Annotated in this window: 20 protein-coding genes; 5 read left to right on the plus strand and 15 right to left on the minus strand. The window is 57.8% G+C overall.

The window, feature by feature from the left end:
- Positions 1 to 77 precede the first annotated feature (77 nt).
- The 14 genes from C6Y44_RS20695 to C6Y44_RS20760 all read right to left on the minus strand — a co-directional run bounded on the left by C6Y44_RS20695 (position 78) and on the right by C6Y44_RS20760 (position 16,197).
- The gene (locus C6Y44_RS20695) at positions 78 to 1,409 is read right to left on the minus strand and encodes a phenylacetate--CoA ligase family protein (RefSeq protein WP_192378533.1); all 1,332 of its coding nucleotides are present in this window, start codon (positions 1,407 to 1,409) and stop codon (positions 78 to 80) included.
- Positions 1,406 to 2,011 (minus strand): GNAT family N-acetyltransferase, encoded by a 606-nt coding sequence (locus C6Y44_RS28480; protein ID WP_192378534.1) that lies wholly within the window; start codon positions 2,009 to 2,011, stop codon positions 1,406 to 1,408. Before C6Y44_RS28480 ends, C6Y44_RS20695 begins: the two co-directional genes overlap by 4 nt.
- Entirely contained in the window at positions 1,998 to 3,068 is a 1,071-nt protein-coding gene (locus tag C6Y44_RS20705; RefSeq protein ID WP_192378535.1) for an aspartate aminotransferase family protein, read from the minus strand. The genes C6Y44_RS28480 and C6Y44_RS20705 overlap by 14 nt, the downstream gene beginning before the upstream one ends.
- 18 nt (positions 3,069 to 3,086) lie before the next feature.
- A complete protein-coding gene (locus tag C6Y44_RS20710) occupies positions 3,087 to 3,722 on the minus strand; it encodes a sugar transferase (protein WP_192378536.1) in 636 nt (211 codons plus the stop codon).
- The gene (locus C6Y44_RS20715) at positions 3,722 to 4,573 is read right to left on the minus strand and encodes a GNAT family N-acetyltransferase (RefSeq protein ID WP_192378537.1); all 852 of its coding nucleotides are present in this window, start codon (positions 4,571 to 4,573) and stop codon (positions 3,722 to 3,724) included. Before C6Y44_RS20715 ends, C6Y44_RS20710 begins: the two co-directional genes overlap by 1 nt.
- A gap of 188 nt (positions 4,574 to 4,761) precedes the next feature.
- Positions 4,762 to 5,730: a glycosyltransferase gene (locus C6Y44_RS20720; RefSeq protein ID WP_192378538.1), complete on the minus strand. Its 969-nt coding sequence runs from the start codon at positions 5,728 to 5,730 to the stop codon at positions 4,762 to 4,764.
- Positions 5,727 to 6,998 (minus strand): nucleotide sugar dehydrogenase, encoded by a 1,272-nt coding sequence (locus C6Y44_RS20725; RefSeq protein ID WP_192378539.1) that lies wholly within the window; start codon positions 6,996 to 6,998, stop codon positions 5,727 to 5,729. The genes C6Y44_RS20720 and C6Y44_RS20725 overlap by 4 nt, the downstream gene beginning before the upstream one ends.
- Positions 6,995 to 8,353: a glycosyltransferase family 4 protein gene (locus tag C6Y44_RS20730; protein ID WP_318653653.1), complete on the minus strand. Its 1,359-nt coding sequence runs from the start codon at positions 8,351 to 8,353 to the stop codon at positions 6,995 to 6,997. The genes C6Y44_RS20725 and C6Y44_RS20730 overlap by 4 nt, the downstream gene beginning before the upstream one ends.
- On the minus strand, positions 8,332 to 9,450 hold the full coding sequence (gene wecB, locus C6Y44_RS20735; protein WP_192378541.1) for a non-hydrolyzing UDP-N-acetylglucosamine 2-epimerase: 1,119 nt from the start codon (positions 9,448 to 9,450) through the stop codon (positions 8,332 to 8,334). Before wecB ends, C6Y44_RS20730 begins: the two co-directional genes overlap by 22 nt.
- Complete coding sequence (locus C6Y44_RS20740) at positions 9,447 to 10,586, minus strand: polysaccharide biosynthesis C-terminal domain-containing protein (RefSeq protein ID WP_225623629.1); 1,140 nt, start codon at positions 10,584 to 10,586, stop codon at positions 9,447 to 9,449. The genes wecB and C6Y44_RS20740 overlap by 4 nt, the downstream gene beginning before the upstream one ends.
- A 2-nt stretch (positions 10,587 to 10,588) precedes the next feature.
- Entirely contained in the window at positions 10,589 to 11,731 is a 1,143-nt protein-coding gene (locus C6Y44_RS20745) for a polysaccharide biosynthesis protein (RefSeq protein ID WP_192378543.1), read from the minus strand.
- Positions 11,688 to 13,598 carry a nucleoside-diphosphate sugar epimerase/dehydratase gene (locus C6Y44_RS20750; RefSeq protein WP_192378544.1) on the minus strand — a complete coding sequence of 637 codons (1,911 nt, stop codon included), beginning with the start codon at positions 13,596 to 13,598 and terminating at the stop codon, positions 11,688 to 11,690. Before C6Y44_RS20750 ends, C6Y44_RS20745 begins: the two co-directional genes overlap by 44 nt.
- A 1,325-nt stretch (positions 13,599 to 14,923) precedes the next feature.
- Positions 14,924 to 15,481, minus strand: coding sequence for a YdcF family protein (locus C6Y44_RS20755; protein WP_192378545.1), 558 nt, complete (start codon positions 15,479 to 15,481; stop codon positions 14,924 to 14,926).
- Positions 15,482 to 15,855: 374 nt separating this feature from the next.
- Positions 15,856 to 16,197 (minus strand): hypothetical protein, encoded by a 342-nt coding sequence (locus C6Y44_RS20760; protein WP_192378546.1) that lies wholly within the window; start codon positions 16,195 to 16,197, stop codon positions 15,856 to 15,858.
- A gap of 329 nt (positions 16,198 to 16,526) precedes the next feature.
- Here C6Y44_RS20760 and C6Y44_RS20765 point away from each other — a divergent pair, with 329 nt between their 5' ends.
- The 5 genes from C6Y44_RS20765 to C6Y44_RS20785 all read left to right on the plus strand — a co-directional run bounded on the left by C6Y44_RS20765 (position 16,527) and on the right by C6Y44_RS20785 (position 19,514).
- On the plus strand, positions 16,527 to 17,399 hold the full coding sequence (locus C6Y44_RS20765; protein ID WP_192378547.1) for a helix-turn-helix domain-containing protein: 873 nt from the start codon (positions 16,527 to 16,529) through the stop codon (positions 17,397 to 17,399).
- A gap of 95 nt (positions 17,400 to 17,494) precedes the next feature.
- Positions 17,495 to 17,641, plus strand: a complete 147-nt coding sequence (locus tag C6Y44_RS20770) for a hypothetical protein (RefSeq protein WP_192378548.1) — start codon at positions 17,495 to 17,497, stop codon at positions 17,639 to 17,641.
- 10 nt (positions 17,642 to 17,651) lie between these two features.
- Positions 17,652 to 17,972: a hypothetical protein gene (locus tag C6Y44_RS20775; RefSeq protein WP_192378549.1), complete on the plus strand. Its 321-nt coding sequence runs from the start codon at positions 17,652 to 17,654 to the stop codon at positions 17,970 to 17,972.
- 135 nt (positions 17,973 to 18,107) lie between these two features.
- Positions 18,108 to 18,869 carry an aspartate dehydrogenase domain-containing protein gene (locus C6Y44_RS20780; protein WP_192378887.1) on the plus strand — a complete coding sequence of 254 codons (762 nt, stop codon included), beginning with the start codon at positions 18,108 to 18,110 and terminating at the stop codon, positions 18,867 to 18,869.
- 267 nt (positions 18,870 to 19,136) lie between these two features.
- Positions 19,137 to 19,514 carry a hypothetical protein gene (locus C6Y44_RS20785; RefSeq protein ID WP_225623631.1) on the plus strand — a complete coding sequence of 126 codons (378 nt, stop codon included), beginning with the start codon at positions 19,137 to 19,139 and terminating at the stop codon, positions 19,512 to 19,514.
- A 70-nt stretch (positions 19,515 to 19,584) separates the two neighbouring features.
- Here C6Y44_RS20785 and C6Y44_RS20790 read toward each other — a convergent pair whose 3' ends face one another.
- A complete protein-coding gene (locus tag C6Y44_RS20790; protein WP_192378550.1) occupies positions 19,585 to 20,505 on the minus strand; it encodes an SDR family oxidoreductase in 921 nt (306 codons plus the stop codon).
- Between the last annotated feature and the right edge of the window lie 262 nt (positions 20,506 to 20,767).

A 20,767-nucleotide genomic window follows, 5' to 3' on the forward strand; every position in this document is an offset into this window, starting at 1 on the left:
CAGGCCGATGGCTGCGTATCGACGCTTAGACAATCGATGCTCTCTTAAATGCGACAACGAGTGGACCGCTCTGAATGCTAACCACGACTCCACTCCTCGTACGAAACAATCGCGCTGAATTTTCCTGCTAAGGTTTTGAATATTTTGTCCGAATATTCAAGAATAATCGCGCTTCCGTCAATACTTCCCGCAACTTTCTGCAATTCAGACAAAGTATAACTGCGAATAGACTCCAAATCGACGGGACTGGTGGTGCGGAGAAGCACGCGGAGTCCACCTCTCGGCTCAACTACGAACTGGACCTGCAATACCTCTGGCACTCTCAATAAAATCTGGCGGAATACCCGTACCTGAAGCCGTGCCACTCCGCCGTCCACGTTCGCCAACTCCAGCACGTCGCCCTCACGTCCTGCGACCCCCTCGATCTGAAGGAGATTTTTATCGGTACCGAGGGTATCCAAAACATCACCCAAACGATATTTAATCACGGGGAATATCCGGGGATAAATCGTCGTAACTTGCGCTTCAGAGGCGCTATCAGCTGTCACCACGTTATTTTGCCACAGCACGTGGAGCTGTGAGTCGCTGCCACGAGAATATGCAATCACCCCCGTCTCGGCCGCACCATACTCGATAATTACATGTCGGGCGAGCACGGACTCGATTACTTCGATATCTCGGTCCGTAACACTTTCCCCTGTTACAATCGCTGCCTCGATACCAGGAAAGGCAGAGTTGTCAATCCCTAGCTTACGAGCGCTGTCGGCGAGCCAGACGAGCGACGATGTATAACCTATGAGATACTTGGGGCGCTTTCGCGCGATAATTTCCAAATACTCCACCGCAACGTTGACGTCCTGAACGTAAGCGTTTAGGCGCGTACCGCCCGCAACCCAGTCCTTGACGTCACGCGAGAACTTGGCGAGTAACGCTCTTCGCCCCTTGCCTAAAAGATGCGCGTGACCCCAGATATGTACGTACGTGTCCCCCGGCTCAATGCCATTCCATCCGCGTCCTGCAAAAATGCCGGCGTAGATCCGATCGGCTTCACCGGCACCCCGAGGAATACGGATCGGCTCCCCACTGCTGCCACCGGTTGTGTAATAGTCGACGATTCCCTTTGTCAGCGCAACCAAGTCCTTGTGCTTGCGTAAGTCGGTTTTGGTGAGCGGAGGGAAGAACTCGAGTTCGTGAATTGAGGACAGCTTGTCCGGCAACCCGTGCGTGTCCTGCCAGAAGCTATAGAAGGGGACCTCACGAATACAGTAAGTCCATATCTTGTTAAAGCGCTCCGTTTGAAATTTTTCGATATCCAGCCGATCCTGGGTGGTTCGGTATCGCCGATTTTCTTCCCTCAGGAGGTCAAACCTCGCTTTCCCGGAAAGAATCGAGAGCATCTGCTTTCTCACCGAACGTCAGATCCTTCCCCGTCCGCGTCAACTCGACCTTCTGAAATGAGCTTGCAGTAGTCTTTCCAATACGGATGATTTATGAACTCTGAAGCGAGAACACCAACGTGCACGACATCGACGTACGCTCCTTGCCGCCATACATGGTGTCGCCACCGCCCTTCCACAGACCAGCCGGCGTGAGTCGTAAAAATCTTGAGCGACGCTCTATTGTCAGCTCGAATGGACGCATACAGACGATTCAGTCCGACCTCGTGAAACGCGTATGTGCACGTGCTCAGAAGTATATCCGTTCCGTACCCTTTCCCGCGGTACACACCGGAAGCGATTTTGATACCCACTTCAGCGTTTCGATCATGCCAGTTGATGTTCCACAATCCGACAAGTCCGATCGGAACTCCATCGGCGCTCTCGACGATCCACCGCTGTGTGGTCCCGCCGCTAGAGCCGGACTCGAACCACCGCTTCTGCTCGTGGATCGATTTCGGGAACTCCCATCCACCAACCCCCGAACGCACTTCAGGATCCGCATTCATACGCACGATAAATTCTTGATCACCTAGTTCGATCGGCCGTATATTTACATACTTACCGTGAAACACGGCGCCCCCTCTCAAACTCGACTATCAAATCTATAATTCGCTGCATATCGCGGTGGTTGTACCTATGGTCAATCGGCATCGAAAGGACCGGGGACTTCCATCGCCTCCTCAATTCGGACTCCTTTGGAGGCGGCCAATGGATCGGGCAGTACACACCTTGAGCGGTCAGATGCGTCCTCAATTCCAGAACGCGGTCGGAAGAAACCACTAAGTATGGCGGCGCGGTCGTGACGGCCTCTCGGTTAACAATTCGGATCGAGGAAATGTCGTCGAGTCCTGCAGCGAGATACGTGGCATTCGATTCTCTACGGCGGGACAACGATTCGTAATCGAGGGAAGCCAAAAGTACTTCAGACTGCCTACTCATCGGCAGAATGTCAGAGAACTCGTCGAGTATATTCTCGGCCCGCGCGTAAATGTCTAGAAATGCTTTGTCATTTCGATCGCCCCGAAGGTATGCAGCCTTCTGTTCCGCGGCGGTGAGCCGTAGACCGACGACCTCGGACAGCCCTCCCTGCTCGCGGTCGGGCTGCATGTAATCAAGACCGAATACGTACGCTCCGTCAGGCAATGGCAGCAGTTTCCGCAAGCTAGCGATCCTGTATGTGAACGAACTCGGCCGCGATTGAAGAATCGAATGCGTTTCGTCGGCGATTACAGGGGTGCCCGATTGTTCGATTGAGTTCAGTATTTTTTCAAGAGCGGGCGGCGTCCTTGCGCCGAATGTTTCGGAATGCAGGACCGGCGCAACGCCAAGGCGATCGATGGTGCTCTCGAGCGCTCCGGCAGACATGATCATCGACTCGTCGACATCTACATACTCGATACGCATGCCGCATCTCTCGAAAGGAACTGCCATGGTCCGGCAATGATGGAGCGGCATGTATAGCGATGTCCAACCGTCTGCTGCCAGCTTCCGTGCCACCGCCGTCAGCGCCTGGCGACCCGCCGAGAGATACGCCGGTTCTGAATCGTGCACCCACGGAGGGGACGTGGGACGACCAATGAAGGCGTCACTGACGGGCTCGAATTCAGAGCCGATCTCACGTTCGAGCATCGGCGCTCTCCTGGCCGATCATACTGTCGACCCTTGTCCGAGGTCATCTACCTGTGCACTGGTTTGATCTGTTAGCTGTCCGCTACCCTTAAACGCGGCAGGCACTGTTCGCAGTATTAGTCCGAGATCGGTGAGGAAACGGATCTTCTCGGTGTACTCGACATCCGACTTTATACGTACGCTCCAGGTGGCATTGTTTCGGTAGCGGATCTGCGCGAGGCCTGTGAGACCTGGTGTCACGTTAAGACGTCGGCGCTGAAAATCAGTATAGCGCACGGCTTGATCGGGAATTGTAGGACGAGGCCCGACAAAACTCATTTCTCCGCGAAAAATATTCCATAGTTGCGGTATTTCATCCAGACTCAACCGACGTAGCATCTTCCCACTGCGCGTGATCCTGTCGCTGGTAGGATAATTCTTCATCAGTTCTTCCGTCCCGACGAGCATCGTACGCAATTTATGCAATCTGAATTCTTGCCCATGACGCCCAACCCGCGTCTGATGAAAATACACTGGACCCGGCGAGTCCACCTTGACGGCAAGTACACACAATGCGTGAATAGGAGCTGTAAGGACGAGAAGAGCGGCGCTGGCGCACGCGTCGAAGATTCGCTTGCCTCGCCGCTGATAGAACGTCTTGGGAGAGTTCGACATCACTTGACCTCCTTGCGGTACGCAGGGAAGAAACGCAGGTCCTGCAATTGGGAAACGGTGACTCCCTGCCTGCGAGCCGATGCCGCTACGGCATTCTCGTACGCAGCGTCGTCGACGATCACGCCAGCCGCAGTGTAGTTCCGTTGGTCTCCGCCGAATCCGCGCTTGAACCGTTCCAAGCCGTCTCCAGGCTGTACACCCCCACCCAAGAAGACGCCCCGCGCTCCGGTATGCGCGGCGTGTTCCAGCAGCTTCCACAGAAGGAGACTGGTCGCTCCGGCACGTGTGCCGTCACGGGACGATCCCGAAAGGTGGTAATGGAGAACGCCATGGTGTGCCATGAACAACGAAGCCGCCTGGATCTCTCCTTCTCCACTGCGAACTGTCGCGATGAGCAGAGAACTCTCCAGCTTTTCGTGAAGAATGCGGTAGTACTCGTCGTCAAACAAGTAGTAGCGGCGAGCGTTTACTTTTGCCATTGTCTGCGCGTAAATCGTTCTGAACGCAGAGCCGGCCTGTAGATCCTCGAGAGAAACAGAACGAATATCGACGGACATCCCGGTGCGGTTCGCCTTGCGGATTGCAGTCCGTGCACGGCCCTCCATTCTCTTCCACAAGGTGTCCACGTCGTCCGTATCTATGAAGTAGGTCGGGTGCGCCTCGACGACTAGAACGGATAGGGCAGGTAGCGGCGCTTGGTTCACCAACGGAGAGCGGCGCAAAAACAGTGAAATGACGCCTTCTTCCCGAAGTACTTCGAGAGTTCTGTCCCAGAGGCTGGTGACTTCAGAAACCGACAGGTCGGGGTGAGCGTACGCCCCGGAGTAACCGTATGGAGAGACCGCGTCCACTCCTCCGGAAAGCACAGGACGCAAGATCAGGGGGATCTGCCATCGACCATCCGCCCCGTATACCAGGCACCACTCTCCGCGCTCGGAGTGTTGAGCAGCCGCACCGTACGCACTCGTGAAGTAAATGTCGGGGGCACCTGGGTCGAGCACCGAAGCGGCCGAGCCTGTTACAAGTTCGACCGCGAGGTCTAGTCCAGCAACCATTTGAAATAACTTTCAGGATCGAACGGTGCGGGGTCTGCAATGAGATCGGTATCAAGCGCACGATCTACGGCGTCCGCGAGGCTCTCGTCATCCGCGTATTGGAATCCGAAGAGTGCTCCTCCCGCAATATCGCGATTGTGGGCGATGTCTTGAGCTATGACAGGTATGCCGGCGGCTCGCGCTTCAGCCAACGGGTAGCCGAACGACTCCACCAACGTCGGGTAATACACCGCCGCGCAGGTGCTGTAGATCTCCTCCAGGTCCTCGCGTGGCAGGACGCCGCAGAATCTGAACAACTTCCTTTCGCGCAGTTTCGGCGGGGCATCCGCTGGTGACATGGTCATCACAACTTCGATGTCTTCGCGACCCGAGAGCGCGCGAGCTATGGCAGTGAGGTGTGTATCCAGGTCTTTGTACGGGGAAGGAACAACCGGACACAAGATGACTTTGCGTCCTTCACCGGTGGGTCGTCTCCTAGGTGGCTGCAGGAGCGGATGGAATCGAACGACTACACGATCATGCAGTTTCGGGTGCACGCGCAGCACACGTTCAGCCATCGACTGGGAGGGTACGACCAGCAGGTCGGATCGGAGTAGCGCAGCTCGAACAATCGGGATCTGCGCACGGAACTTGGGGGAGAAATGCTGTCGGCTCGCCGCCCATTCCTCGTCGCTCAAGAAGTGGTTGGCGTTACGAAGAAGAGTCCATCTCTCCTTACCCGCCGTCAGGGTGCCTACATTGTTCGCAGCTACAACCTTCGCGGCACCACGTGCTACGAGTTCTCGTCGCACCAACCACGAGGGTGTCACATACTCGTCGAACCCAATGGGAACATTAGGAGGAAGCTTGCCGTGTTCCTCGAGTGCGAGGTACTGCCCGCGGAATCGACCGGCACCGCCGACCGTGCCGCCGGCAAAGTCGATCACAGTGGAATCGCCGACCGAGGTTCTCACAACTTCACCACGCTGGGTCCAACGACGACATTACGCGTGTCAAGGACCGGGTAGCCTCTCTGTGTCAATATCTCCAGGTCCAGTTCGTCGTGATCCGTGATGACTATCGCTAGATCCCACCCGCGTGCACTGGACTCACTCAGACCGGTTCGAGTGACGCCTTCGGGCCACCTCGCTTCATCGACGAAGGGATCGACTCCGGCGACATTGGCACCGCGCTCGAGTAGCAACGAAGCAACTTTCAACGCAGGAGACTCCCGTACGTCACCCGTTCCCTTCTTGTACGAGAGCCCGACCAGCAGAATGGATGCTCCACGCACCGACTTGCACGCGTCATTGAGTAGATCAGTCGCACGCTGCACCACGTAGCTCGGCATCTGATCGTTCACGTCGTTGGCCAACTCCACGAATCGGAAATTTTGCCCCAGACGTCTGCGCACCTGCCAGGAAAGATACGAGGGGTCAACAGGCAAGCAATGGCCGCCGACACCCGGGCCAGGCGTAAACCGCATAAATCCAAAGGGTTTCGACGCAGCTGCGTCAATTGCTTCCCAGATATCGATTCCGAGCTGGTGCGCAAATACGGCGAGTTCGTTGACGAGTGCGATATTGACGTGACGGAACGTGTTCTCGAGAAGCTTAGTCAACTCGGCCTCACGTGTCCCCGACACGGGGACCGTCGTTTCGATGAGTGAACCGAAGAACTCGTTCACACGCTGGAGGGATTCGTCGTTGATTCCAGATACGACTTTCGGAGTCTCTACAAACCCGTACGAAGGATTTCCCGGGTCGATACGTTCGGGCGAGTAACCAACGAAAAAGTCCTCGCCGGCACGAAGCCCGGACCCCTCTTCGAGAATCGGTACCATGAGCTCTTCGGTCGTGCCAGGATAGGTCGTCGATTCGAGAATCACAGTACAGCCAGGACTGACGTGCACCATAAGATCGCGTGCCGAAAGTTCGATGAAAGTGAGGTCGGGCAATGTTTCTCGCAGAGGCGTAGGAACACTTACCACCGCGTAGTCGAATCCCTCAGCTGCTTCGTACGAACTGCTGGGTCGGTAATTCTGCGACTCGAGCACACGGCGGAGGCGTTCGGAAGACACGTCTTCGACATAGCTCTTCCCGGCCTGCAACGACTCGACACGACGCGGATCGATATCGATACCGACGACCTCGTAGCCAACCTCGGCCGCCCGAACGGCAACGGGAAGACCGACGTAGCCTTGTCCGATCACGACGACCTTCTTCGGCTTACTGGCGTTCATGCTTGGATCTCCTTCTCAGGAACAACTGCGGAGCGGAGAAGGTCGGCGAGTTTGGCCCCCCCTGACTCTTCGGACAGTTCGGTCTCGCTCGCCTCCAACGACGAACGGGCCATCGCTGTCAACTCTTCTGCGTCGGCTATCGAAAACGATTTGAACGCTTGGGCAATGGACTGGACATCATCAGGCTCAGCAACGTGGCCGAGCTTCCAATTCTGAACAAAATTCGCCCCATCACCCGCGAGAACGCCAAGAATAGGACGTCCCAATCTGGTTATGGTTTGCAATTTGCTTGGGAATGTCGCCTCGAACAAGGGGTCGCTCGCAAGGCTGACGATCGACACGTCTGCAGCCAGCGTCATCGCAGCTGCGGTTTCACTATCCACCCGCGGGTATACGTGAACTTGCGCAAGCGAGGCAGCCATGCTCTGCACGTTCTCTTTGGACACGCCATCTCCTACTAGGACAAGATGGTGACCTTCGCCGAGACCAGCGCTGTCGAACCCCTCAACTAGTGCCTCAAGATTCTGCGCAGGACCGAAGTTTCCTGCATAAAGATATATGGTTGCCCCAGTAGGAATATCGAACTGACGGTGCAGATTTCGGCGTTGCTCTTCAGCATCTCCCACCAGAGAGCTCGGCGTAATGGTGTCATCCAGCCAGTTGTAGATCGTCGAAATCTTCTCCGGCGGCACGCCTCTGGCGACAAGCATTTCCTTCGCTCCAGGGCAGATTGTGACGATGTGGTCGGCCGCCCAATATGTCAGGTTGACGAACCTAGTCAGCGCTAGATTGATGACCTTCGCGATCAGTGACTTTTCGATGAAGCCGGAATTCAGAACGGAGTCCGGCCAAATGTCTTGAACGTGAAGGACAAACGGCGTGCCGAATACGAGTCGGGCGACGAGGGCCGGAAAGGCCGTTGTCGCAGGTGAGGAATACACAAGCAGAACGTCGTCGTGGCGAAGATGCCGCATTGCTCCTACTGTTGACGCCAATGCAAAAGATGCATATCCGACAAAACGTCCGAGAACGCCACGGCCACGATACGGGAATTCGGGGTAATGGTGGACCGCGATTCCATTGCTGACCTCAGCCGTTGGTTTCCATGCACGATAACCCGAAGTAACCTTACCCGACGGGTAATGCGGTATGCCGGTGTAAACGCGCAATTCGAAACCACGCTTATTTAAGCTCTGCGCGACACTTGCCGCAACCCCCGCAGGCTCAGGCGGATACCACTGAGTGACATATCCGACACGTGGGGGTGCGGTCCGTGCGAAATCTGCACGTGCGTTCCGGCGGTGGAACACTTTCGCGCTCCTTGCTCCTTTTCTCATACCCTTATACCAGCCCATTGGTGGCTTCTATGCGCGGTAGAAAGAATGAAAGATACCGCGCGCCGCGAGCAATCACTGATCTCGTAGTCTTCCGGATAGGCGGGGGACATTCGCTCCATCCGTGAACTTTCGGTCACAAAGCGCACGGCATCCACGCAGTCATCAGGGTTCAACCCGGTCATGACGATATGCCCGGAATCCAGAGCCTCCGGACGTTCGATCGAGTCGCGTAACGTGATCGCCGGAAACGCGAGCAGACTTGATTCCTCACTGATGGTGCCACTGTCTGACAGGACAACATAAGCGTCCCGCTGGAGCCGGAGGTAATCAAAGAATCCGAGAGGTTCAGAATAGTCCACGCCATCTACGACGCGGCCCAGGGCCTCTAGGCGTTTCCGGGTACGTGGATGCGTGCTGAAAATGATCGGGAGACCGGTGTACTTTCGAACGGCATCGAGGCAATCCAACAGCTGATTCAGTCGGGCAGGCAGGTCGACGTTCTCCTCCCGGTGAGCGCTCACGACCACGTAACCATTCTCTTTGAGACCGCGACTCGAAAGGACTGTGCTGGCTTCGATCCCCGGCCGCGCATCGGTCAGCACTTCTCGCATCGGTGAGCCCGTCTTGAGGATGCGCCGCGGTTCCAAACCCTCTCTCAGGAGGTTTCTGCGCGCGTGCTCCGTGTACACCAGGTTGAAATCACTCACATGGTCGACGAGCTTGCGGTTCGTCTCCTCCGGAACGTTCTGATCGAAGCACCGGTTGCCGGCTTCCATGTGGTACACCGGCACTTTGAGTCGACGCGCCATCAAAGCAGCAATGCACGAATTCGTATCGCCGAGAACGAGCACCGCATCCGGTCGCTCCTCTTGGATCACCTTCTCTGCGCCGATCAGGATCCCGCCGAGAGCTGATCCGAGGGAAGACGTGTCAACGTTGAGGAAGTGGTCGGGAGCCCGTAGTCCCATTTCGTCGAAGAAGACACCGTTGAGCGTGTAGTCGTAATTCTGTCCGGTGTGGACCAACACGTGGTTCACGGTGCGGTCGAGGAGTTTCATCGTCGCAGACAAGCGAATAATCTCCGGACGAGTACCGACGATAGTCATGACCTTCATTGGCTGCTCCCATCCATCTCCCGCATGCGCACAGGCTCATCGGACACCTTCGCGGGGAACGTGTCGGGATCAGTAGGGTCATAGGGTTCGCTGATCCAGAACAGCGTAATCATCTCTTCCTCGCCGATATTCTCGATCGAATGTGTCCAACCGGTGGGCATGTCCACGACCACGGGATTGTCACCGGTCACTGGGTACTCGACGACGCGATCGGTGACCATGTGGCGTAGCCGCATAAGTCCATTGCCCTTCACGACCACGAAGCGTTCGGCCTTGCGCAGATGGAAGTGATCTCCACGCCGGATACCTGGCTTTGTCGTAGAGAACGAAGACTGACTCGCACCACCTAGGCTGCGCGTGATCTCCACGAAGGTTCCGCGTGAGTCGCTGTGCTGTGCAAGAGGGATCGGTAGATGGTCTGGAAATAACGCCGCGCTCAAGGTGTTGAACAGACGCATCTCGAAGGCCGACGAGAGGTCCGGAAACACTCCGTAGCGATACACCGCATATTGAGCTGCCAGGATCTCGGCCACGTCCGAGATCCGTACATCGAACCCCTCAAGTGGGTGCACTTCGGGAGAGTCCCCGAGAAGACCGATGAGGTGCTCGGCTGCATCCTGCGCATGTACGAGCCGGATCGTGCGGTCGTTCTCCACAACCGGATCCTCACCTGCGACGACCTTTGCCACGAAGGTCGCCACGAACGAGTTGTAATAAGGACGTCCGCCCTCGCCGAACAGATTCGGAAAGCGGACATCAAAAAATTGACTGCCTCGCCCCTCTGCGCTTTTTCGAAGCACTGCGGCCGCTGCTGCCTTCCCTCTACCATAAGGATTATCGAGGTCCGCTTGGATCGAGTTTGCGTAGACGATATCGGCAGTAGAGCGGACGCGATCAAGAGAATCGCTCAACAAACGCGCAAGTTCCACGTTTCCTTGCTCGACCTGGTCGTCGGCAGCGCGGTTCACTCCTGCCAGATGAAAAACTACGTCTACACCGGCCAATGCATCATCGAGCAATAGGTCCGATGAGGTCTCACGACGAGTGATCGTCGAGATATCCCACTCAGGGCGGTATGCCTTGATTGCCAACTGGAGGTGTGTCCCGAGAAAACCGGCGGCGCCTGTAATACCCACCTTCACAGGGCACCAACCGGGGTCGCTACGGAGAACTCCTCCCGAAGCGCATCGACGTCACGGCCGAATTCGACTAAAGCGCGGCACACCTCCGGCACATCGAGAAGCTTGGACGATAACTCTTCAGAAGTCATCCTTGTGACGTTATCCGAATCAAAATCCTGGGACTTCTGAATCGCGTTCATGCCCCTGTCCACGTACGTGTCGTACTGCAGTTCCCGCGCATCTACCGGTAGTCGCAAGTACTTGCCGTGATCGAAGGCAATCGCGAGTTCCTCACGCGTGGCGAGCGTTTCGTGGAGTTTCTCTCCATGTCTGATACCGATATCCTGGATCACGGGCTCCACGCCGAAAACGCGACACAATGCGAGAGCAAGCTCCTCGATAGTGCACGCGGGTGCCTTCTGGATGAAAATGTCGCCCTGCTCGGCATGCTCGAAGCAGTACTCGACGAGGTCCACGGATTCCTGGAGCGTCATCATGAAACGCGTCATCGACCGTTTGGTGATCGGAAGCGCCTCACCGGCAAAGATTTTCCTCACGAAGAGAGGTATAACCGACCCTCGCGAATACATTACGTTGCCGTAGCGCACGGACGAAACTATTGTTTCGGGGTTCGTGCAGGCGCGAGCATGTGCACGCGCCAACTTCTCCATGAGCGCCTTGGACATCCCCATCGCGTTCACTGGGTAGACGGCCTTATCGGTACTGAGGCAGACGAGGGACTTGACACCGTTCTCTTCCGCACAGTCGATGACGTTCCGACTGCCTTCCACATTGGTCCGCACCGCTTCCATAGGGAAGAATTCGCAACTGGGCACTTGCTTCAGCGCGGCAGCATGGAACACATAGTCGACACCACTGAGTGCCTGACGGACCGAGTCTCGGTTCCGAACATCACCGATGTAGTAACGAACACGACCATCTCCAACGGAATGGCGCATCTCGTCCTGCTTTGCTTCGTCACGGCTGAAGACACGTACTTCCGCAACATCGGTGCCCAATGCTCTGCGAATCACGGTCCGCCCGAATGACCCTGTCCCCCCTGTCACCAGGACTGTCTTTCCGTCATAAGCGCTCGGCACGTTATATCCCTGCTTTCTACTGCTGCACAAGACGAAGCTGATCCTCCGTCGCGAGTTCATGATTCACATCGGGTCGCGCCGACTTTCCATCAGGATTCGCAGCGATCAGTAACCACTCCTGGGCTGTAGCGTGAGTGGCAATGCTCCTGATGTCGACGTCATCGAATTCGAGTGGAGGAACACGCACTTCGGACAACAACGGGTGGCGGTCCCCCTGAGTTGCATTCTCGCGAGAATCGAAGAGCTCTTCGGCCAGCTTCTCCCCGTCACGAAGACCGGTATAGACGACCTCGATGTCCGGATTACCCGATTGTGCGATCAAGGTTCTAGCGACCTCGTCGATGCTCAATGGCTCGCCCATGTCGAGCACCATAGTCTCGCCAGATTCGGCCACAGCAGCCGCTTGCAGAACTAATTGGCATGCTTCTGGGATCGTCATGAAAAATCGGGTCACGTCAGGATGGGTGACGGTCACAGGTCCCCCAGCCTTGATCTGTTTCTCGAAAGCGGTGAGCACCGACCCGCGAGATCCCAGGACGTTGCCGAAGCGGACCGATACGTATCGACCGAATGATCGTCGAGCTGCTGCTGCCGTGAGTCTTTCTGTAACACGCTTCGACTCGCCCAGGACAGAAATAGGATTAGCCGCTTTATCGGTCGAAACGTTCACGAACGTACTAACACCTGATTTCAGCGCCGCCTCGATAACATTGTGCGTTCCAACGACATTCGTCTTGAACGCTTCGAGAGGATACTTTTCGAGAAGTGGAAGATGCTTCAGGGCGGCGGCATGAATTACGATGTCAGGCCGACGCTTCAAGAAGAGCTTCTCAAGAGCTGACCTGTCTCGAATATCCATCAGCACTGTGTTGTCGCCGTCCAGCATTGACTTACCCTCGATTGACAACTGAACAGCGTGCAATGCGGATTCGTCGCGATCGAGCATGATCAGTTCCGAAGGCCGAAATGCGTTGAGTTGGCGGCAAAGCTCCGACCCGATCGATCCGCCGGCGCCAGTCACCAGAACACGTTGGCCGTTCAACGATCCAGCAATCACTTTGAGATCGAGCTGTATCGGCTTTCGCCCCAGAAGATCATGAACGTTGATCTCGCGGAGCTCGTCTACATGGACCCGGCCGTGCATCATCTTGTCCAGCGGGGGGAGAACAAGGACGTGCAGACCGATTTCCTCCGCACTGTCCCTAATCATCCGCAGTTCGTTGGGATCGAGACTCGGCACAGCAATCAGAAGTGTCGCCGTGCCGAATCTGTCGGCTGCGGCGGCGATACCGTCACGCGTGCCTACTACTTTGACTCCGTTGATCCGCATACGTTGCTTGAGAGGATCGTCATCGAGCACCGCGACGACTCGGTAAGGACTGTCATGACTGCGGCGGATCTGGCGGATGAGACTGTGCCCGGCCTCCCCTGCCCCGAACACCAGCACGGGTTCCGCGCTTTCGCTTTGTCCAGCACCGAATAGACGCTTTAGCCGGGCCATGTACCGGAGCCAAAGGACCGCCAGGAACAGGAATGCGGCCGCGATTGGAAGAGCCGATCGAGGTAGCTCATCAGACGCGCCCCATAGGACGGTCATCACGAAGCCAGCACAGCCTCCACTAAGTACTGCAATACCTATGGCGGCGATCTCGATTGGACTGTTTCTTATGTACCAACCGCGATACAGGCCGACTGTCCACCCCACTAGGATCTGCACTACGGCTATAGCCAAGAGGGAGAAGAGAAATCGGCTACTGTCTACTGCAGTTGCCGTACGTGCAGCGTCGAAATCGAATCGGAGCCACAGACTGAGGACAAGCGCTGGTGCCCAAACCAGTGCATCAACGAGCAGCCATGGCGAGTAGGTCCAGCGAGGAACTGCAATTTTCTCCACACCGACTGGGGTTACGTATGGCGATTTTTTCATATTACGATCTCCGATAAGTACAAGGTCTAATTGCAAGAATCAAAATTCTTGCTTTCACGGTGTCGATGACCTTGTACATCCAAAGTCGCAGCACTTCAAATCGTCAGGTTGCCGTAAACCGACACCTTGAGTGCAGCAGCGGTGCCGTCCTACACAGAGGTGAGCATGAGCGACTAACCGCCGGCCACGCGCCACGAAAAAAGACATAGTCCGTCCCCTCCCCGAGACGTGCGAGGGCGATCTACCCTCTTCCCCTCAACCCTTCGGTCGCGCTGCGGTTTCGTTACACCGAACATTCCTCCCAGACGTTCTGGTGCATCCGCAGTCGGATGAGGGCGTCGAGACCCTTCCATAATCAGACATAAGCGCCCCGTGCGCATCTCGGACGCAACACTAGTAGCGACATGCTTTCTACCAGCGCAGCGACGTACTTAACCGGAGGACGCGACGGCGCTAGATAACCCCAGGTCACAACCTTATAACGCACCTCATAGACTTCTACCGGCCGGTAACATCAGCAGTGACAAATCCTTACATGTGACGTAAATCACTCCCGCTACCTTCTCGCGTCAACCACTGAGGACAAGTGTCCATTCACTTGGCCATGGACGTGTCATCGTTCATTCTCATGTGGCATCGATAGCTGAAGAGGGCGCGAGTCCGGCCCAATTGGACCAATCGCCCCGATTCGGACTCCTGGCGACGTGGCGAGCGGTAGATGCTTGAACGATTGCGATGACACGCGGTAACGGGTCGGTGAACAGCGAAGGTCTCCCGTCGTGAAGTGCAGCTGCTACGACACACCTTCACAACCGGGAGACCTCTCCGAAGGGCGTGGACGAAGCCGAGCCGGTTCGCATTCGCACCCCGGTTGTTGATCCGGGACCACTGACCGGTTGACGGTGACCTTGCTGACCGCAGATCCCCGTTCCACATATCGTCGTGACGCCCGTCCGCAATAGTCGACGGATCAGTGCCAACCCTCCGCTGTGAGCACCCTCTGGTCTGTCCGAGCGGCCTGGCTTTCAAGCGTTGTTATTGCCTCGCTTTCGAACGTCGCCGGTGCAGCCCTCGGCATGGATTTCTACGTCCGAACCCTGCAAGTAGAAGCTGCTAGGCCAGCAGTAGAAGGACGCCATGATGCGCAGTACCGTGGTCTGCATTCAAACTACGGCGGTGTCACGTCGTTAAGCCTAATCTCCCCATACAGTAGGCTTTTAGATCGCGTGCAGCGCATGGAACTCTGCATCATCGACTCTTGCATCGGAGGATCCGAGGTACCGTACGGGGTATTCTCGCGCTGAGTCATTGTACGAGACGGGCGCTCACAGATTTGGTAGAAGTCTCGTGGCGGCGGATCTCACCTGCTCGCTGAACGACTGGGCAGAATCGAGGACGGTTTTGGTGAATCCGCCCATCTCTCTCAAATAAGCGTACGGCCACCGAGATTCCGGTATTGATCGAGGAACAGCTACGACAGTAACCTCACCATCGAAACGCTTCGCCATCTCGTATCGAACCCGGCTGACGTGCGGCCTATATGTAACCACCATGATTGTTTTCCAGCCTTCAGATTTCGCAGTGGTCGCGATTGCAGTCGCTTCGCCTCGAGTCGTCGAGGGAGCCGGATCAAAGCATAGGATTCTCACGTCCTGCGCGGCTCCGCAGAAATCGTTCATCAATGAGTCATCAGGACCGTACGGATTCGATAATAAGACCACATCAGCGAGACCGGCTTTCGCCAAGTTAAGCGCATACTGTTCGCGACCATCGTGCGCCCCTGCGACGACTGCGATTGCATCCGCCTCGTGGGGGGAATCCATACGAGGCCAAACAATGAATTTCAATGAGCCGACGAACAAAACCAATCCGGCGATAAACATGACTAATATAGTCCCGGCGATGCAGCGTCGGATAGTTGTCAACGTCGTGGTGAAAAAAACGAAGCGTCGCAACATCGATCTACCCAGTTTGATTCACAAATTACCGCGCACTTGAAGCGCGGTGCCTGCGGGCGGCACGTAGACACCCATCCCCTATGCAGGCATCGAGCTTTCCGCGCAGGATCAAAATCATCACGCGCTCTGCCCTCGCCGTCCCATCCCTTTACATATAACCGTCACCCCTCCAACGCTAGCTCATGTCCCGAATCTATCGGCATGGTGTGCCGATCAGCTACGACGGGAGTACGGCTCTGGACAAGCTCAAACAAGCTGCCCGGAGCGATGTTCGCTGGCCGCTGGGGCGAGACGCCGTGCTACTTCTGCGACCCCCCAAGGCTATTTTCCGGGGAGTAGACCGATTGGTATGTAGGACCCGGATCGCGCGCTTGATTGACTACCAATCCGCCCGCGAAGATCGCCAAAGCACTGATCAGGCCCACGATGGCGGCAATCAACCAGAGATCGGGCCCCCTGCGTTCCGTGAAGACGAGCCGCCTTGAAGATGAATGACCGTTTGACGAATGCAGTTGGTTGTTGCTGTCGCCGCTGCGGTCCCGGGCAGGCGACACGTTGGTTTGATGACGCCCGGTTGCGTCGTCGATGCGCTGGAACTGGATTGTATCGGCCGTCTGGTCGACTGGCAGACGCTCGCTCATGGGAACCCCTAGTCGAATGTGCACTGACACTGCATCTTCGCAAAGTCCGATTATTCCGTTACATCACTTTTCTAGTTTCACCCAGGGAATCACCCTGTGATCGTTACCCCGGAACCCCGTTCACCGGACACCGGACACCGGAGGTAGGGCATCCAAGATTCCAACTGTTGACGCATTCCTGCACCAGTGCCAGGATGATTAATCGAAATCGAACGGTTGTGCGAACAACTCACAACAGATGGCCCGCCGCGACGGGCATCGCGACGGGCCGGATGTCCGACTATGGAGGAGTCGAACATGCGTCATCATACCTATGCGCAGGTGTTGTCGTGAGCATCGAAGCGATCACCTGGGCACTCGAACAGGCAGACATTCCGTCACCCATCCCGCCCGGCATGCCGTCGGCGCCGGCTCTGACAGTGGTCTTGCTCGGCCTCGCCAATCATGCGTCCCGTCACGGCGCGGAGACATATCCATCCGTAAGAAAGCTCGCCGGCTACGCGCGCATCAGCGAGCGTCAGGTGCAGCGTTGTCTGAAGGCACTCGTTTCCCTCGGGCTCATCTCGCATGGCGACCAGGAGCGAGTTGCGGCCAAGATTCCTCGCGAAGATCGCCGTCCCGTCCTCTACAACCTGTCGATGAAGCGGGGCGACATTCCGCCGCCCCGCAGCTCCGAACGAGGTGACAAGACGACACTCACCGGGGTGACAGGAACGACCGAGCGGGGTGACGCCCCGGTCACCCGAACCGTCCTTGAACCAAAAGAAGAACCTGCTGCTCTCCGCGACGCGACGAATCGCATCCGCGAAGCGGCACGCGAACGGCAGCAGTTATCTCCCATCGACCGATTGCCCACGGCGTGCCGCCGGGCCGGCCTCACCGCACGGTTCGACACCTTGACTCCCCCGAAATGCGCAATCGCCGAGCAATCGATAGCCCTTCACGGCGTAGAAGCGCTCGTCCGTGCCGCGCTCGATCGTCATCGGCCATGGGATCCAGCTCGTTCCGCGGCGGCGTGGATCCCCCTTTGGCAAGCACCGCAACCGCCGCGCCCCGAACTCCCACCGCGGTGTGGCCAATGTGATGAGTACGGCTGGCTACCTGACGATGAGTTCGGGCGTGCAGTGCGCTGTCCATGTCGTCGCGCGACATTGCATACGCGCCACACTCGTAGGCAGGAGGCGATGCCGTCGGCGGCATGACAGGATCAGTCCCTGCGTAGTTCGATCGACGGATTCCTCACCGGTCTTCGGCTCCTTATGCTTGCCCGCATCGGGTACACAACAAGGGGATCCGGATGACGAACAAGGTGAAAGCGGCAATGACGGCCGGCGTTCGAGGCGAGCTGCTCAGTTCTCACCCGCTGGTGCAGGTGGCGCGAAAGAACGACGCTCCCATCGTCATCGGCATCTACGTTGGCAGCAGTTGTTTCGCTCGTTCTTAGCGTGTTCCTCATGAATCCGACGGTGACGCTGACCGTGGACCTCCTGATGTTCACGGCCTGGGGCGCCTTCGGATACCTGTTCGTCGCGATCGACACACGGTTGTCCCACAACATGGCCACATGGGGCATCGCCTTGGTCGCCGCGATCGTCGCCGTGTCCAAGGTGTTCGGCAACTTGAGTGGTGCTTTCATGTGGAACACGGTGAACGCGGTCTTCGCGGAGACCGACCTCGAGTTGCCGGGTGCAGGCAGATATGTGTTCCGACTCATCGTGTTCGGAGCACTCGCGGCGGCTGCATCTACCTGGTGGTCGTCATGGCACGCGCGATGAAGATGATGTCACCGACGCCTGCCCCCTTTCCCGCCGCCCGGTACCATGAGCCCATAGTTCACAGGCGCGACGGCTGCAGTCGCAAAGGACGTGAGGCAACTGGTACCCGAGGGAGTTGAGCGTCGTCCGCTCGCAGTGTGCGTAGTCGGGGCTGGCACGATTGGACAGACGGTGATCGACGCTCTGCACGCCGGCTCGGTGCCGGACGTAAGCCTCACGGCCGTGTTGAACTCACGAAGCAGCCCGGAGGAAGCCGCTGCTGCGTTCGACGCTGCCGACATCGTGGTCGAAGCTGCCACGGTCGACGCCGCTCGGACCCTGGTACCCGAGGTGGTGAAACGCGGTAAGGACGCCATCGTCTGTTCGTGCGGCGTCTTGGCCGAGCGCGGCTTCGATGTGGAATCGTTCGGCTCCGGACCAGGACGTGTATTGCTCCCGACGGGCGCGATCGGCGGCTTCGATGTTCTGGCCGCAGCGACACGTGCAGGAACCCGCGGTGCACGCCTGACCCACACCACGATCAAACGACCCGGTGCGCTCGGCATCGAAGAACGTTTGGAGGCAGAACGCACCGTTTTCAGAGGATCTGCCCGAAAGGCTGCGCTGACCTTTCCGCGAACCTCGAACTCGTCGGTGGCTCTCGCCCTCGCGACGCTCGGGCTCGATCGGGTCGAGGTGGTGGTCATTGCCGACCCCGCCGCTGCGAGCACGCGGCACGTCGTCGAGTGGGAGTCACCGCTCGGCCGGTACGAGTTGACTTTCGAGAACGCGATCGACCCGGCGTCGAGTGGACGCACGTCTGCGATCACTGCTTGGTCGGTGATCGAGGTTCTCGCTGCGCTACCGCTCGGGATCGGTCCGGGCGCGGTCGTGCTCGGGCCTTCCCGTAGGTCGTAGCCGACCCAAGAGGATCCGAACACCCAACGAGGGCGATTGTCGCTTTCGCGTGTTTGGAGCAGAATTTCGGGACGAAAGTCCCCAACGCCTGGGCGGAATCGTAACCACTTCTGTCACATTCGTGTTTCCTGATAGTTGCCCGGGTAGCGGAGGGTGAACAGGTCCTGTACACAGTGTGAAACAACACATTTCGCAGGTGAAGGTGTAACTCCCTACCGGGAGTGGCAATTCGGTTTCACCTGACCTACTCGCACCCTGGAGCAGCCTGTGACGACATCATCGCTTTCGGACCGACCGGCACGGGTACTTTTCCTCGGCACCCCTTCCAGCACCGTCGCACTCGACAGGTGGACAGAACTGCAGGAGCGCCTCGACCTCGCAGGGATCGAGACCACCACCGCTTTCGAAGGCGAAGTGGACTACGCGATCCTCACCGAGGACATCCTCGACGGCTACTGCACCGCCGCCGAAGCACTCACCCTGCAGAAGCTCCGCGCTCGAGGGATCACGTGCGCAAGCACATGCGCCGGTCCCGAGCAGATCCTCGCCGCGCTGGCGGAAACCTCGGCCGACGTTGCTTCTGTCGTGCCGATCTCGGCAGCCCGGGGAAGCACTTACCGGCACGCTGTATCCAGCGCAGTCTGAAACTCCAGAACGAATTGTGCGCGCCAGTGGAGATTCACTGGCGCGCACGACTCGTTCATTACGGCTCGTTCTACGGCGACGGCATCCCACCGTTGACGTGAATCGTCGCTCCCACCACGTAGCTCGATTCCGGCGACGCCAGGAACACGTAGGCGGGTGCCAACTCGGTCGGCTGTCCCGCACGTCCGAGTGGGGTGTTCTGCCCGAACTCGGGCAGCTCTTCCTTCGGCTGACCGTCCGAGGGCTGCAAGGGCGTCCAGATCGGTCCGGGCGCAACCGCATTCACGCGGATGCCCTTCTCCGCCAGCTGGGTCGCCATGTTCTTCGTGAAGTTGTTGATCGCGGCCTTCGTCGACGAGTAGTCGATCAACGCCGGCGACGGCTGGTACGCCACGATCGATGTGGTGTTGATGATCGTCGAGCCCGGTTGCAGGTGCTTCAACGCCGCGCGCGTGGTGCGGAACATCGCGAGGATGTTCACTTGGAAGGTCTGCTCGAGCTGATCGTCGGGCAGGTCGTCGAGTCCCTCGACCGCGATCTGCTTGCCCGCATTGTTGACCAGGATGTCCAACCCGCCGAGCTGTTCGACCGCCTGGTTGACGACATCCGTGCAGAACGAGGCATCCGTCAGATCACCGGGAAGCGTGATCGCCTTACGGCCGCTCTCGCTGATGATGCGGGCGACGTTCTTTGCGTCGGGTTCCTCATCCGGCAGGTACGAGATCGCGACGTCGGCACCCTCCCGCGCGAATGCGATGGCAGTAGCAGCGCCGATGCCCGAGTCACCACCGGTGATCAGTGCCTTACGTCCTTCGAGCCTGCCGGTCCCTCGGTACGAGAACTCGCCGATGTCGGCCTTGGGCACCATGTCGGCATCGAGTCCCGGCTCGGGCTGATCCTGCTTCGGCGGTGAGATGGACGGGTAGCGAGTGGTCGGATCCTGAAACTTCAGTTGATCGGTCTTAGTGGTGTGTACGTCTTCCTCAGGCATGAAATACCGTCCTGTACATCGGTGGAGTCGTCGAACTGCGCAGATCTCTTTGACAGTCGACTTCCCGCGGGACCCGCCTCGCAAACGCCCCCGGATGCCCGAAGACCGTCGAGGCAGCTATCACCGGCTCAACCGGCGTCCTCCCATCGCGTATCACCGTCTTCGGGAAACGGTGGCGGGACCTCGGGCTGGTCACGAGCCCGAATGATTCGCCCGAAGATCACGGCCACGGCGATCGACACGACGACCCAACCGAGGAGCA

The sequence above is a fragment of the Rhodococcus rhodochrous genome (assembly GCF_014854695.1).
Classification (GTDB): Bacteria; Actinomycetota; Actinomycetes; order Mycobacteriales; family Mycobacteriaceae; genus Rhodococcus.